The sequence below is a fragment of the Rhodoferax sp. P1_F3 genome, from assembly GCF_056405715.1.
Genome location: NZ_JBFUBO010000001.1, coordinates 436,322 through 450,961, shown reverse-complemented (window position 1 = coordinate 450,961; position 14,640 = coordinate 436,322). Strand labels below are relative to the sequence as shown.

The following is a 14,640-nucleotide window of genomic DNA, read 5'->3' as shown; positions in this document are numbered from 1 at the left end:
TTCAGTCGTGCAGAAGCGTAAATCCAGGCCCGGGCGCACCAGACAAGGAGGGGATATCCTGCATATCGGCACAGTGGCGGTGCTTCTTGAGCGCGGACGGTGCCGCGCTATAGTGGGCACCCACCCCGGGTTTTGTGATTTTCAGCATGGATAGGCCTCTTTCGTGAGCATTCAGACCGACGACTTTTCCGTTCCACCCCCTGCCGCGCCGCGCATGGTGTCTGCCGCGCCGGTGTCCAGCAGCGAAGAGGCGATCGAGCGCGCGCTGCGGCCCAAGCTGCTGGACGAGTACGTGGGCCAGGCCAAGGTGCGCGAACAGTTGGAGATCTTCATCGGTGCGGCCAAAAAACGCAATGAGGCGCTGGACCACGTGCTGCTGTTCGGCCCGCCTGGCCTGGGCAAGACCACGCTGTCGCACATCATTGCCCATGAGCTGGGTGTGAACCTGCGCCAGACCAGCGGCCCGGTGCTGGAAAAGCCCAAAGACCTGGCAGCCCTGCTGACCAACCTGGAAAAAAATGACGTCTTGTTCATTGACGAAATCCATCGCCTGTCGGCCGTGGTGGAAGAAATTTTGTACCCCGCGCTGGAGGACTACAAGATCGACATCATGATCGGCGAAGGTCCCGCAGCACGCTCCATCAAGCTGGACCTGCAGCCCTTCACGCTGGTGGGCGCCACCACGCGCGCCGGCATGCTGACCAACCCGCTGCGCGACCGCTTTGGCATCGTGGCGCGGCTGGAGTTTTACAGCTCCGAAGAGCTGGGGCGCATTGTCAAACGCAGTGCAGGACTCTTGGGCGTTCCCATGGAAGAAGAGGGTGGGTTTGAAATCGCCCGCCGCTCGCGCGGCACGCCGCGCATTGCCAACCGCCTGCTGCGCCGCGTGCGTGACTATGCGGAGGTGAAGGGCGATGGCACCATCACGCTGGACATTGCCAACCGCGCACTGGCCATGCTGGACGTGGACCCGCAAGGCTTTGACCTGATGGACCGCAAGCTGCTGGAGGCCGTGATTCACCGCTTTGATGGCGGCCCCGTGGGGTTGGACAACATTGCGGCCAGCATTGGCGAAGAGCGCGAAACCATTGAGGACGTGATCGAGCCCTACCTGATCCAGCAAGGCTATTTGCAGCGCACGCCGCGCGGGCGCATTGCCACACTGGCGGCCTACCGGCATCTGGGGGTGACGGCGCCTGCTGCACCGGCCGTAGACCTGCTGGGCGATTGAAGCTGCGCCCGGCAACGGGCGCTTGACTCCGCCACTGCGCAGGCGCACGATGGCCCCAGGTCTATCCACTCTGGAGGTTGACCATGGACGCACTGCCGACCCCAACGGAGTTGTTCCTGCCCCGCACCCGCGGACCGTGGTCTGCGCCGGCAAGCTTTGCCCGGCCACTGGTACGCAGACCCGTTGGAGCGTCCACCCGCACAGACCGCTCGGCGCGCCGACACCTGCGACGGGTGCTGTGGGTGGTTCTGTGTGTGGCGGCTATGTTGGCAGGCATGGGCGTGCAAAGCCTGTACACAGCAGACCTTGCAGAACGCCTGGCGCAGGCGCAAGCACGTGTCAATGACCTGGACCAGAACCTGCAGACCCTGCGGGCGCAAGCCTCCACCCATGATGACGTGGAGTCACTGCGCAGTGTCATGGGGCATGGCTTTGATGGCACGGCGGCCCGCGTCAGCGCGGTGGAGTCCGGTTCAGTGGCTCCCGTGGTGTCCAGGGTGGCCAAGTCGGTGGCACTGATTCAGGCGCGCTATGTGCTGATCGATCCGCCTACCGGCCGGCCTTTGCGGCTGGTACTTGTCAAGGGCAAACCACAAATGGGGGCTGACAACGAACCCCGCCTCACCTTGTCCGGACAGGGGCCTATCTATATGTTCCGCTCCACCGGAACGGCCTTTGTGGTCGACGCGCAGGGCACGCTGGTGACCAACCGCCATGTCGCTTTGCCCTGGGAGCAGGGCGTGGCGATGCAAGCCATGCAAAGCTTCGGCGTGCGGCCCATGGTGTTGGAGTTGCGTGGTTTCCTGCCCGGCACGGTGGAACCCTTTGCCGTGTCGGTAGCGGGGGTGAGCACCACCCATGACCTGGCGCTGTTGCGTGGCAGTGGTGCAGCCCTGACGGCCGAGCCGCTGACGATGGCCAGGCTGGCGCCTTCGCCCGGCGACGCGGTGTTGGTGTTGGGCTACCCCACGGGGCTGACGGCATTGATTGCACGGGCCGACAAGCGCTTTGTGTCTGGCTTGCGCCAGCAGGCCGACATGAATGACCAAAAAGCGGCGGAGGCATTGGCGCAGGCCGGGTTGATCCAGCCGCTGGTGAGCCGGGGCATCGTGGCGCAGGTCAGCGCCGCCGCGGTGGTGCACGACGCCCAGACCACGTTTGGTGGCAGTGGCGGCCCGGTGCTCAACCTGCGTGGCGAGGTGCTGGCCATCAACCGGGCGATTCTGGCGGGCTTTGGCGGAGCGAACATGGGCGTGCCCGTGGGCATGGCCAGTGAACTGATGCAGGCCGAGAGTGAGGCCCGCAAGAAGGCAGAGCAGCCCTGAAGGCGGCGCCTAGTGGCGCTGCGGGCTCTGCACGTTGTGCACGATGAGCAACTGGGCTGCGTAGTAAGTCAGCAAAATCCAGAACGAGGCCAGCGGCACGGGTGTCAGGAATTTGTTCACTGCAATCAGCGAGTCACTCAGCATGAACACGCAGGCACCCACTGCCACCCAGCGGGCGGCTGCGTCACTCTGCGCTGTGGCGCGGCCAATGGCCTGCGCCGCCATCAGCGAGATCACAAACACATAGGCCGCCACCGCCCCTTTGAGCACCGGGTCGCCCAGGCTGCCCCACAGCGTGGCGTACATCACCGCGCCAAAGGCCAGCACATAGACCAGCGCCGTGCGGCTGGGGAACCAGGCCTGCCCTTGGCGGAACAGCGCGATGTAGAACAGATGCGCCACCAGGAACGAGGCCAGACCGGGGATGAAATAGTTTCCGGGCAGCATGAGGAACACATCGCCCACCAGTGAAAACCCCAGTGCACCGATCAGCAGCGCCGTCGGTTTAATGCCAAAAAGTCCGATAGCCCCCGTGGAATATGCGCGAACAGCTACAAAAGCAATAGCAAGCACCATCGCCAGTGGTTTGGTGACGAGGTAGTAGGGCAGCAGGCCCATGGCCCCCAGCGTGGCCAGCGCTGCGGCCTCCACCACCAGCACCTCCAGCGCGCCCAGGCGGTGCTGCATGAAGCGGCCCAGCGCCCACATGGCGGCTGACAGGGCCACGCAGCCCGCGGCCGCGTCGGCAAAACTCAGGCCGTCGGCCACCCACAGGTAGCCAGCCACCGCACCCAGCGCCAGCACAAACTGCAGGCCGGCAAACCATTGCTGGCCTCGGGTCAGCTGCGGGTCGTAGGTGTGCACCTGGTCCAGGGTGAACGCAGGTTTGGGGTGGGCGGCTGCCAGGTCCGCCGGTTGCCAGCCCGGTGGCTTGAACCAGACGCGTAGCTTGTCGGCCCAGCGCCGCGTGGCCCAGCTGTCCTTGGCCAAGCCCCAGTAGACGTCGGCATTGGCCCATAGCGGATCCCAGCTGTTGAGCGGGCCGCGCGTGCCATAGACACAGGGCTCCTTCTCTTCGGTGAAGGTGCCAAACCAGCGGTCCCACAGCACCAGAATACCGCCGTAGTTTTTGTCGATGTACGGGTCGTTCACCGCGTGGTGCACGCGGTGGTTGCTGGGTGAGCAGAACACGCGGTCAAACCAGCCCAGCGTGCCCACTTGCTCGGTGTGCACCCAGAACTGGTAGAGCAGGTCGATGAGGGCGACGATGCCAAAGACCAGCGGCGGTACGCCGGCCACCGCCATGGGCAGGTAAAAGATCCAGCCGAACAACGTGCCGCTGCTGGTCTGGCGCAGTGCGGTGGACAGGTTGTAGTGCTGGCTTTGGTGGTGCACCACATGCGCCGCCCAAAACAGCGCCACCACGTGACCAGCCCGGTGCAGCCAGTAGTAGCAAAAGTCGTAAAACACCAGCGCCAGCACGATGCCGTACCAGGTCCTCCAGAACTCCAGATCGGGGTAGAGGGCCACGGCACCAAACACCGCGGTGTAAATGCCAATGCTGAGCACCTTGGTCAGCACGCCGCTGACTTGGCTCAGGATGCCCAGGCTGATGCTGTTAATGGCGTCGTTCAGGCGGTAGGCGCGCACGCCGGGCACGCGGGCGTTGGCCCGGCGACTCCAGGCAAATTCCAGAGCGATCAGCAGCAGGAAGACGGGGGTGGCTAAAACGATAACTTTGCTCATGCCCGCATTTTTGCCGAGCAAGCGCTTGGTGCCGAGCGGGACAACCCTAGTTCGGCGTAGAGGGGGCTGACTACTTTGCGCGGAAATCGCGCCACTGCACCCGCGCAAACCAGGCACAGAGCGCACCCAGCGCCAGCCAGAACAGCAGCGAGCCCCAGGAAATATTCGGGAAGCGGAACGCATCGCCCAATACGGCCGTGAGGCTGATGAGGAAGCCCAGGCCCGAGAGCAGCACAAAGACCAGGGCCAGGACGCGTTCTATGCCCGTCTTCACGGTGGCCACGGCCTGCTGGGTCTGCTCCCAGGCCTCGGCCGCATCGGCCAGCGGGCTGCGGTCTTGGGCGGCCAGGGCGTCGGCCACATTGGCCTGGGTGGCCAGCGCCGCAAAGTCGCCTTTGGCGGGTCGGCTCGCGCGCTTGCGCCACCAGAGCAGGCCAAACAGCGCCACGAGGGCCGCAAGGATGAGGCCCGCGTAGAGCAACTGGTCCTGCCAGGGGACCGAGTTGGCATGCAAGATGTAGTGGCCCATATCGGTGTCTCGCGTCAGGTGGTGGATTCGTCCAGCGCGCTGTCGTCGAGGTGCCGGGTATCGGCCCAGCCCACCAGCGTCAGGGCGTCGGGCGTCCACAGCAGGCGATTGATGGCGGCATTGCCCAGTTCCCAGGTGCGCGCGGCATGCAGCTCCTGCTGGGTGGCCAGGCGGTAAAGGATATCCATCACGCCGCCGTGGGCCACCAGCACAATGTGCTCGCCCAGGTGCTGCTGCGCAATCTCGTTCAGGGTCAGGGCCACACGTTCACGCAACTGCAACGGGGTTTCGCCACCAGGGGGCGCAAAGTGGGGGTCGCGCTGGCGCCAGCGCTTGGATTCTTCGGGCCACTTTTCGGCGATGTCGGCCCAGGTCTGGCCCTCAAAGCTGCCAAAGCCGCGTTCGCGCAAACCGCGGTGCAGCCGCACTGCACGCGCGTGGGGGTTGTGGGCATGGCGCGCAATGGCCTGGGCGGTGGTGTGGGCCCGTGCCAGGTCGCTGCTGTAGACGCAGTCCACGGTTTCTTCCGCCAGCGCCGCACCCACGCGCTCGGCCTGCCATAGGCCGCGTTCGTTGAGCCCAATGTCCAACTGGCCCTGGATGCGGGTGTCTACGTTCCAGGCGGTTTCGCCGTGGCGTACGGCAGTGATACGGGTGGCGGCCATCAGCGGTTGTCTTTGCCAGGTGCTGGCAACTCCACCACGACTTTGTGGGCACCAGGTTGGGGATAGTTTTGAAGGGCTGCTTCCAGCATGGGAGGCAGCAGGTTCAGCGTGTCGCCCCAGGGGCCTTCAAACACGGCGGTGGTTTCGTAGGCCACTTGGCCACTGGCGGTGTCGCGCAGCAGCAGGTGCACGCGGTGGCGTACCCAGGGCGGGTCCATGTCCAGCAGCGGGCGTTCGTACCACAGGCCATTGGTGCCCAGCACCAGGCCGTAGCGCGGCGGACGTGCGTAGGGGTTGCGCATGCTCTCGGCATCCACGCCCACCTGCACCAGGTAGCGCGGGGCGGTGTCGCTGCGGTGTAGCCCGGCATTGGCCAAGGCCGCCTCGGTCATCGCCTCAATGCGGTCCTGCACACCATTGGCGGCCTGCGACGGCAGGCGTTCAAACCGGTAGCTGGCGCCGGTGACCGCAGGGGCGGTGCCGACAAAGCTTTGCACATCGCTGTCGATCATGCGCGAGGTGGCGCAGCCCACTAAGAGCAGTGCGACCAGGGTGAGTCCCCAGCGGCGGAGCGCAACGAGCATGGGCATGGTGATTCCTTTCCTACAGACTGACGACCTGCAGCCCCGGCAAGCCAGACAGTCCTGGCAATGCCGGTGCGGGGAACTCCTCCGCGTCAAACGCCTTGTCGCCATCTTCGTCAGCCACGCCAGTCGTCGCAATGTTCTTGAAGTCGTGCTTGGTGTGGTCCATCAGGTGGGAAGGAACCACGTTTTGCAACGCCGTGAACATCGTTTCGGCCCGACCGGGATATTGCTTCTCCCAGTCGCGCAGCATGTTGCCGATCTGCACACGCTGCAAGTTCGTCTGACTACCGCACAGCGTGCAGGGGATGATGGGGAACTGTCTGTGTGCTGCCCAACGAATCAGGTCCTTCTCTGCCACATAGGCCAGGGGGCGAATGACAATGAATTCACCGTTGTCACTGGCCAGCTTGGGGGGCATGCCCTTGAGCTTGCCACCGAAGAACATGTTCAGGAAGAAGGTTTGCAGCATGTCGTCGCGGTGGTGGCCCAGCGCGAGTTTGTTGCAGCCCAGCTTGCGCGCCACGTTGTACAAAATGCCCCGGCGCAGGCGGCTGCACAGGCTGCACATGGTCTTGCCTTCGGGGATGTTTTTCTTGACGATGGAGTAAGTGTCCTGTGTCTCGATGTGGTACTCCACGCCCAGATTCTTCAGGTACTCGGGCAGGATGTGCTCGGGGAAGCCGGGCTGCTTCTGGTCCAGGTTGACCGCAACGATTTTGAAGTCGATAGGCGCGCGCTGCTGCATCTTCAGCAGAATGTCGAGCATGCCGTAGCTGTCCTTGCCGCCGGACATGCAGACCATGACACGGTCGCCTTCCTCGATCATGTTGAAGTCCATGATGGCTTGGCCGACCTGGCGGCACAGGCGCTTTTCGAGCTTGTGCGTTTCGCGCTCGATCTTCAACTCTTTGTTCCGATTTGCGGCAGCCGCGTCTGCGGCCTCTGCGGTTTCATCTTCTACCCACACTGCACTCATAGTTTTCTCCATTGCGCCATCCGCGTTCACCACTGGCCCGTCTCCATACGGATGGCCACTTCACAGTCTTCAAAAATTTCCAGCTTTGCAATCTTCACGCGCACCCCCAGCACGCCAGGCAGCTGCATCAGGCGGTGGGAGAGTTTGCCGATCAGCGTTTCCAGCAAATTCACATGCTCCGCCGTGCACTCGGTGATGATGATTTGGCGCACCTTGCGGTAGTCCAGCACATGGTTGATGTCATCATCGTGCGGCAGCAGGGGCTGGGTGCCCAGGCTCAGTTCGGCGTCTACCTGGATCGGCTGGGGTGCGGTTTTTTCCGACTCCAGAATGCCCAAGTTCGCGTCGAAGCGCAGGCCCGTGAGGGTCAGGGTTTGGTGACCGGTGCCGGTCTTCATGCTCTCTTCACGCATTTGCGCCTTTCATGCGAAATACTTCAACGCCCACGCCCGCACAGTCGGGGTACACATCGGGTTTTTGGGTGGACAGGCGCACGGCGCGCACTTGCGGGTGGGCCAGCAACTGGGCCGCCAAGTCATCGCACAGGGTTTCCTGCAATTCCACATGGCCCTGCGCAATGCGTGCAGCAATCACTTCGCGCACAAAGTCGTAGTCCACCACCTCGGCCAGCTTGTCGGCCTTGGGCGTGGTGCTGGCGTAGGGCACAAACAGCTCTACGTTGAATACCAGGCGCTGGGTCACGCCCTTCTCAAAGTCGTGCGCACCAATCTGTACCGGCACCACATGGTCACGCAGAAACAGGCGGCGGCATTCCACGGCCAGGGTGTCGAAGATGCGCTCGCTCATGGCGCGGCTCCGTTGGCGGCGGGCACCATGAACATCACATCGCGCGCCAGCGGCACCAGATGCTGTCCGTTGTCTACGGCAATGGTCACACCGCTGATGCAGGGGTTCTGGGCCAGGAATACACAGGTGGCGGCCACCTGGGCTGGTTCTAGCGCGCGCTGCATCAGGTTGACGCGGGCGGCCTGGTCAAAGTTGTCCTGGGTTTGCGGGCCGCTCAAAAACATCAGCCCCGGCGCCACACCGCAGACGCGGATGGTGGGTGCCAGCGCCTGCGCCTGCAGGGCCACGGCACGCTCCAAGGCCAACTTGGTCACGGTATACGAAAAATAATCGGGGTTCAGGTTGAACACTTTCTGGTCCAGCACGTGAATGATGCTGCGCGCACCCGCTGGTTCGTCGGCATCGGTTTGGGCCATCAGGCTGGAGAGGGACAGGGGCGCCAGCAGGTTGATTTCGATTTGCTGGCGAGCACCGTCCACGTCCATGGCCTGGCCGTTGTCCGGCTCAAAGCTGGAGGCGTTGTTCACCAGGCAGTGCAGCGGGCCCGATTTGGCGGCGATTTGCTGCACCAGGGCGCGGCGACTGTCTTCCTGACTCAGCTCGGCCTGGATGGCATGGGCCTCATGGCCTTGGGCGCGCAGATGGCTGCACAGCGCCTGGGCCGCTTCAGCGCTGCGCTGGTAGTGGCACCAGACCTCCCAGCCGGCTTGCGCAAACTGGGTGCACAGCAGCGCACCCAGGCGATGGGCGCCACCGGTGACGAGTACGCGTTTAAGCACCAAATAGTCCTTGAGCAGAATGGGGGTGAGGGGCAAGATAATCCTTGGCTTTACCAAACACGAGACCGTTGTTCATGTTCACTGCCGAAAGCATTCCGGCCAGCCTGACCCGAATTATCGCGGATGCCATCGAAAAAGCTGGCGGCTGGCAGGGTTTTGACGCGTTTATGGGCCAGGCCCTCTACACGCCGGGGCTGGGCTATTACGCCAACGGCTCGTCCAAATTCGGTCAGATGCCCCAGGGCGTGCAGGGTGTCGAAGGGGTTGTCGGGGCGGGCAGCGACTTTGTCACTGCACCCGAAATGACGCCCTTGTTTGGCCAGGCGTTGGCCCGTCAGGTGGCGCAGGTGCTGGAGGTTACGGGCACCGACGAGGTCTGGGAGTTTGGCGCCGGCACTGGGGCGCTGGCCTCGCAACTGTTGGAGGCTCTGGGTGACCAGGTGCGTCGCTACACCATTGTGGATCTGTCCGATTCGCTCAAGGAGCGGCAGCGCGCAACCCTGGCACGGTTTGGCGACAAGGTGGTGTGGGCCACGGAACTGCCCACCGAATTGCGCGGCGTGGTGGTGGGCAACGAGGTTCTGGACGCCATGCCGGTGCAGTTGCTGGTGCGCAGGGGCGGAGTCTGGCATGAGCGCGGCGTGGTGGCAGCGCAGGGCGCCCTGCAGTGGAGTGACCGCCCCACCGCCCTGCGGCCCCCGGTGGAGATTGAGGGCGAGCATGACTACCTGACTGAAATCCACGCCCAGGGCGAAGCCTTTGTGCGGACGCTGGCCGATCGTTTGGTGCTGGGGGCCATTGTGTTGCTGGACTATGGATTTCCGGAGAGTGAGTACTACCATGTGCAACGCCATATGGGCACCGTGATGTGCCACCGCGCGCACCAGAGCGACCCCGAACCGCTACTGGATGTGGGCCTCAAGGACATCACCGCGCATGTGAACTTCACCGGCATAGCGCTGGCCGCACAGGATGCCGGGCTGGACGTGCTTGGCTATACCAACCAGGCCCATTTTCTGATCAACTGTGGCTTGGTCGATGCCATGCAGGCCGCACCTTTGCAGCAGCGCGTGGCGGCACAAAAGCTGATCCTGGAACATGAGATGGGCGAGTTTTTCAAAGTGATCGCCTTGGGGCGCGGAGTAGATGCGCCCCTGCTGGGTTTTGCCCGCGGGGACAAAACCCACCGTTTGTGAGGGCCTGGTGCCCGTAACGGCGCTGTAACAGGGTGGGAGGCTTGCACGTTAGTATCAGCCGCCCGTTGTAATGACCCACCGACGGCCCCTTTTTTGAACGAGACAACCATGCAAACAACCTCCTCGGATCTTTTGGTGAAACTGCCTCCCGGCGCGGCCCCGGTGGCCTGTGTGGACATTGGGGGGACCAAGGTGGCTGTCAACGTGGCTGACACCGAAGGTGTGCGTGGCAAAGTGTCTGAGCCGACGTGCAAGGAAGGCAATAACGACGCGCTGGCCTTGCAGATCATTCGCATGATTGGCGAGAGCTGCGCATTGGCCGGCATTGCCGTTGCGGACATTTCTGCCGTGGGCGTGGCCACCTGCGGCCCGTTTGTCATCAACCAGGGTATGGTCGAACTGGCGGGCCCCAACATTTGCGGCGGCCTGGCTGGCAAGGCGCGTGGGCTCCCCAATGACTGGAACACGGCACTGCTGGAAGCCCCGCTGAAAGCGGCCTTCCCCAATGTGCGGGTGGAGAACGACGGCGTGGGTGCGCTGGAGGCCGAGCGCCGCTGGGGCGCGCTGCAGGGGCTGGACAACTGCGCCTACGTCACCTGGAGCACCGGCATTGGCATGGGCCTGTGCGTGGACGGGCACATTCTGCGCGGCAAGAACGGCAATGCGGGCCATGCAGGCCATACCTTTGTCATCAGCAACGACGACGCCTTGTGCGGTTGTGGCCTGGTGGGGGATGTGGAAGGTATGGTGGCCGGTAACGCCATTCCGCGTCGTTTTGGCGCCCAGGGTTTCTCAGACGCTGCTACGCTTTTTGTAGCTGCTCGCGCAGGAGATGCGGGGGCTACAGCCATTGTGGATGATCTTTGTACGGTGATGGGGCGCACGCTGTTCAACATGGTGGCTACGCTGGATTTGCAGCGCATCAGCGTGGGCGGCAGCGTGTTCTGGCACAACCGCGATTACCTGCTGCCCAAGCTGCAAAACTACCTCAAGGGCAAGCTGCCCGCCCTGACCAATGGGGTCGAAATCGTGCCCGCCGGCTTGGGTGAAAAGGTGGGTGACTACGCCGCCCTGGCGCTGGTTGTTGGCTAAGCAAACTAATTCAGGCTTTTTGATTTAGCAAGCCCTAGGGAAACTCCCAATAGTTGAGCGTTAAAAATTAATGAAAAATTAATTAATTCGAACTGGCATGGTGTCGGTTTGAATTCAACGTAGCTTCTGGCCCTTTTTAAGACACCGGGCTGCGAAGACAAAACTTTTTTGGAGACAAGATGTTGAAGCTTTCTAAACTCGCCACCGCCGTGGCACTCGTGGTTGCTGGTTCGGCCGCTGTGGCTGGTGAAGTGGAAGTCCTGCACTACTGGACATCCGGTGGCGAAGCCAAGTCGGTTGCTGAACTGAAGAAGATCATGCAAGCCAAGGGCCACGTCTGGAAAGACTTTGCCGTGGCTGGTGGTGCTGGCGATAACGCTGCGACCGTGCTGAAGAGCCGTGTCGTGAGCGGCAATCCTCCTGCTGCTGCCCAAATCAAGGGCCCTGCCATCCAAGAATGGGCTGCCGAAGGCGTGCTGGCCAACCTGGATGCAACCGCCAAAGCTGAAAAGTGGGACAGCCTGCTGCCCAAGGTCGTGGCTGACGTGATGAAGTACAAGGGCAACTACGTGGCTGCCCCCGTGAACGTGCACCGCGTGAACTGGATGTGGGCCAACGCCGCCGTGCTGAAAAAGGCTGGCGTGACAAGCACCCCCAAGACTTGGGACGAATTCTTCGCCGCTGCTGAAAAGGTCAAGAAGGCCGGCCTGATCCCCGTGGCACACGGTGGCCAAAACTGGCAAGACTTCACCACCTTCGAGTCCGTGGCTCTGGGCGTGGGTGGCACCAAGTTCTACAACGACGCTCTGATCAAGTTGGACGAAAAGGCACTGACCAGCGCCACCATGACCAAGGTTCTGGAAACTTTCCGCAAGATCAAGGGTTACACCGACGCTGCCGCTCCTGGCCGCGACTGGAACCTGGCCACTGCCATGGTGATCCAAGAGAAAGCCGCCTTCCAATTCATGGGTGACTGGGCCAAGGGCGAATTCACTGCCGCTGGCAAGGTTCCCGGCAAGGATTACATCTGCGCAGCCGCTCCTGGCACCGACAAGGCTTACACCTTCAACGTGGACTCCTTTGCCATGTACAAGCTGAAGGACGCAGGTGCCCAAAAGGCCCAGGCGGATCTGGCTGCGTCCATCATGGGCACTGAGTTCCAAGAAGTGTTCAACCTGAACAAGGGCTCTATCCCCGTGCGCCTGAACATGGACATGTCCAAGTTTGACGACTGCGCCAAGACGTCCGCCAAGGACTTCGTGGAAACCGCCAAGACTGGTGGCCTGGTGCCTTCCGTGGCCCACGGCATGGCGATCAAGCCTGCTGCTGAAGGTGCGATCAAGGACGCCGTTTCCCAATTCTGGAACGACGACAAGATCTCCGTGGCTGACGGTGTGAAGAACATCGCCAAGGCTGCTGCAACCAAGTAAGTTGTACTGGCGCGCAAGCGCTAGTGTCTAGCCAAGCAGACGCCCCATCCCTCCGCGGGGGGGGGGGGCTGTTTCCCATGTGGCCGGCCTCTCAAGATTGCATTCCCATGTCATTCCCATCCTCTTTGCGTTACCTGTGCGCCGCTGTGGCCCTGTGTGCTGGTGCGAGCCTGTGGGCTGGCGAGGTGGAGGTGCTCCACTACTGGACGTCGGGCGGCGAGGCCAAATCCGTGGCGGAACTCAAGGGCATGATGGCCCTGCGTGGCCACAGCTGGAAAGATTTCACGGTAACCGGCGGTGGCGGCCAGAACGCCATGGCCGTTCTCAAGCAGCGTGTGCTGGCAGGCAATGCCCCGGCAGCTGCAAACATCAAGGGCCCTGCCATTCAGGAATGGGCCGAGCTCAATGTGTTGACCAGCTTGGATGCCATGGCTTCCTTTGAGCGCTGGGACGAGGTGCTGCCCAAGGTGGTGGCAGACCAAATGAAATACAAAGGCCGCTATGTGGCCGTGCCGGTCAATGTGCACCGGGTGAACTGGTTGTGGGCGAACTCGGCCGTGCTGAAGAAAGCCGGCGTGGCGTCGCTGCCCAAGACGTACGACGAATTTTTTGCCGCCGCCGACAAGATCAAGGCCGCGGGCTTTGTCCCTGTGGCCCATGGCGGCCAAGACTGGCAGGACTTCACGGTGTTCGAGACCGTGGTCCTGGGTGTGGGCGGTGCGGCTTTTTACGACAAGGCGCTGGTCAAGCTGGACCGTGCGGCCCTGACCAGCGACGAGATGCGCAAATCCCTGGAGGTGTTTCGCCGCATCAAGGCCTACACCGACGACAAATCTCCCGGCCGCGACTGGAACGTGACCACCGAGATGGTGATCAACGGCAAGGCGGGCTTCCAATTCATGGGTGACTGGGCCAAGGGCGAATTCCTGGCGGCCGGCCAGACGCCTGGCAAGGATTTCACTTGCTCGGCAGCGCCCGGCACCGAAAAGGCTTACACCTTCAACGTGGACTCGTTTGCCATGTTCCAGCTCAAGAGCTGGGAGGCGCAAAAGGCCCAGGGCTACCTGGCCTACCTGTTGATGGGCAAAGACTTTCAAGAGAAATTCAATCTGCGCAAGGGCTCCATCCCCGTGCGCCTGAACATGCCCATGGACAAGTTTGACGAATGTGCCAAGACCTCCAGCAAGGACTTTGTGGCCACGTCTGTCAGTGGCACGCTGGTGCCTTCGGTGGCCCATGGCATGGCACTGTCGTCTGCCCAGCAGGCTAGCATGCGCTCGGCCGTGTCCGAGTTCTGGAATAACGACAAATTGACAGTGAACGAAACTCTGTCCAAGCTGTTGGCGGTGAGCGCCCCCAAACAGAAATAAAGCTTATGAAAACCCTTGAAAACATCCTACCCAAGCTGGTGATCGCCCCGGGCTTCGTGCTCGGCTTCGCCTTCATCTATGGCTTCATGATCTGGAATGGCGTGCTCTCCGTCACTGGCTCGCGCATGCTGCCCAACTACGACGAGTTTGTGGGGCTGGAGCAGTACGTACGCCTGTGGGAGATGGACCGCTGGTACGTGGCGCTCAAAAATCTGGGCCTTTTCAGCTTGCTGTACGTGGGCGGCTCCATGATTTTGGGCATGGGCCTGGCGATTTTTCTGGACCAGAAAATTCGCTTTGAAGGCGTGCTGCGCACCGTCTACCTGTACCCCATGGCGCTCTCGTTCATCGTGACCGGTACCGCCTGGAAATGGATCTTGAACCCCAGCCTGGGCCTGGAAAAACTCATGCACGACATCGGTTGGGCCAGCTTCAGTTTTGACTGGCTGGTGCAGTCCGAGACCGCCATTTACTGCGTCGTGATTGCCGGCATCTGGCAGTCCGCTGGCTTTGCCATGGCCTTGTCTTTGGCCGGCCTGCGCGGCATTGACGACAGCATCATCAAGGCCGCCCAGATCGATGGCGCCTCGCTGCCCCGCATCTACTGGCGCATCATTTTGCCCATCCTGCGCCCCGTGGTGTTCTCCACCGTGCTGGTGCTCTCCCACCTGTCCATCAAGAGCTTTGACTTGGTCATGGCGCTGACCTCCGGTGGCCCCGGTTTCTCGTCGGACGTGCCCGCCACCTTCATGTACACCATGAGCTTCACACGCGGCCAGATCGGCCTGGGCGCCGCCAGCGCCACCATGATGCTGGCCTTTGTGGCCGCCCTCGTGGTGCCCTATCTGTACAGCGAATTGCGCTCCAAACCGCACGACCGCTAATCCACGACCGTCACACCACGATC

General features: G+C 62.4%; 15 protein-coding genes. 7 read left to right on the top strand and 8 right to left on the bottom strand.

What is annotated here, in order from left to right:
- Positions 1 to 163 precede the first annotated feature (163 nt).
- Positions 164 to 1,231 (top strand): Holliday junction branch migration DNA helicase RuvB, encoded by a 1,068-nt coding sequence (gene ruvB, locus AC1DZ5_RS02220; RefSeq protein ID WP_310344987.1) that lies wholly within the window; start codon positions 164 to 166, stop codon positions 1,229 to 1,231.
- A gap of 83 nt (positions 1,232 to 1,314) precedes the next feature.
- Entirely contained in the window at positions 1,315 to 2,556 is a 1,242-nt protein-coding gene (locus AC1DZ5_RS02215; protein ID WP_477885592.1) for a trypsin-like peptidase domain-containing protein, read from the top strand.
- A gap of 9 nt (positions 2,557 to 2,565) precedes the next feature.
- On the opposite strand, the gene AC1DZ5_RS02210 is transcribed toward AC1DZ5_RS02215, so the two are convergent.
- From AC1DZ5_RS02210 to AC1DZ5_RS02175, 8 genes are all read right to left on the bottom strand, one after another.
- Complete coding sequence (locus tag AC1DZ5_RS02210) at positions 2,566 to 4,302, bottom strand: lysoplasmalogenase family protein (RefSeq protein ID WP_477885590.1); 1,737 nt, start codon at positions 4,300 to 4,302, stop codon at positions 2,566 to 2,568.
- 70 nt (positions 4,303 to 4,372) lie between these two features.
- Positions 4,373 to 4,831 carry a hypothetical protein gene (locus AC1DZ5_RS02205; protein WP_477885588.1) on the bottom strand — a complete coding sequence of 153 codons (459 nt, stop codon included), beginning with the start codon at positions 4,829 to 4,831 and terminating at the stop codon, positions 4,373 to 4,375.
- A gap of 14 nt (positions 4,832 to 4,845) precedes the next feature.
- A complete protein-coding gene (locus AC1DZ5_RS02200; protein WP_477885586.1) occupies positions 4,846 to 5,496 on the bottom strand; it encodes a histidine phosphatase family protein in 651 nt (216 codons plus the stop codon).
- The gene (locus tag AC1DZ5_RS02195) at positions 5,496 to 6,086 is read right to left on the bottom strand and encodes a DUF4136 domain-containing protein (protein ID WP_477885584.1); all 591 of its coding nucleotides are present in this window, start codon (positions 6,084 to 6,086) and stop codon (positions 5,496 to 5,498) included. The genes AC1DZ5_RS02200 and AC1DZ5_RS02195 overlap by 1 nt, the downstream gene beginning before the upstream one ends.
- Positions 6,087 to 6,099: 13 nt before the next feature.
- Positions 6,100 to 7,059, bottom strand: coding sequence for a tRNA 2-thiocytidine(32) synthetase TtcA (gene ttcA, locus AC1DZ5_RS02190; RefSeq protein ID WP_477885582.1), 960 nt, complete (start codon positions 7,057 to 7,059; stop codon positions 6,100 to 6,102).
- A 26-nt stretch (positions 7,060 to 7,085) separates the two neighbouring features.
- A complete protein-coding gene (locus AC1DZ5_RS02185; RefSeq protein ID WP_477885784.1) occupies positions 7,086 to 7,457 on the bottom strand; it encodes a dihydroneopterin aldolase in 372 nt (123 codons plus the stop codon).
- A gap of 7 nt (positions 7,458 to 7,464) precedes the next feature.
- A complete protein-coding gene (locus AC1DZ5_RS02180) occupies positions 7,465 to 7,866 on the bottom strand; it encodes a dihydroneopterin aldolase (RefSeq protein ID WP_477885580.1) in 402 nt (133 codons plus the stop codon).
- Positions 7,863 to 8,681, bottom strand: a complete 819-nt coding sequence (locus AC1DZ5_RS02175; RefSeq protein ID WP_477885578.1) for an SDR family NAD(P)-dependent oxidoreductase — start codon at positions 8,679 to 8,681, stop codon at positions 7,863 to 7,865. The genes AC1DZ5_RS02180 and AC1DZ5_RS02175 overlap by 4 nt, the downstream gene beginning before the upstream one ends.
- A gap of 38 nt (positions 8,682 to 8,719) precedes the next feature.
- On the opposite strand from AC1DZ5_RS02175, the gene AC1DZ5_RS02170 reads away from it, so the two are divergent.
- From AC1DZ5_RS02170 to AC1DZ5_RS02150, 5 genes are all read left to right on the top strand, one after another.
- On the top strand, positions 8,720 to 9,841 hold the full coding sequence (locus AC1DZ5_RS02170; protein WP_477885576.1) for a class I SAM-dependent methyltransferase: 1,122 nt from the start codon (positions 8,720 to 8,722) through the stop codon (positions 9,839 to 9,841).
- Between the two features lie 135 nt (positions 9,842 to 9,976).
- Positions 9,977 to 10,933 (top strand): ROK family protein, encoded by a 957-nt coding sequence (locus AC1DZ5_RS02165; protein WP_477885574.1) that lies wholly within the window; start codon positions 9,977 to 9,979, stop codon positions 10,931 to 10,933.
- A 179-nt stretch (positions 10,934 to 11,112) separates the two neighbouring features.
- On the top strand, positions 11,113 to 12,363 hold the full coding sequence (locus tag AC1DZ5_RS02160; protein ID WP_477885572.1) for an ABC transporter substrate-binding protein: 1,251 nt from the start codon (positions 11,113 to 11,115) through the stop codon (positions 12,361 to 12,363).
- 107 nt (positions 12,364 to 12,470) lie between these two features.
- Positions 12,471 to 13,733: an ABC transporter substrate-binding protein gene (locus tag AC1DZ5_RS02155; protein WP_477885570.1), complete on the top strand. Its 1,263-nt coding sequence runs from the start codon at positions 12,471 to 12,473 to the stop codon at positions 13,731 to 13,733.
- A gap of 5 nt (positions 13,734 to 13,738) precedes the next feature.
- A complete protein-coding gene (locus tag AC1DZ5_RS02150; RefSeq protein WP_310345027.1) occupies positions 13,739 to 14,617 on the top strand; it encodes a carbohydrate ABC transporter permease in 879 nt (292 codons plus the stop codon).
- The last annotated feature ends 23 nt before the right edge of the window (positions 14,618 to 14,640 follow it).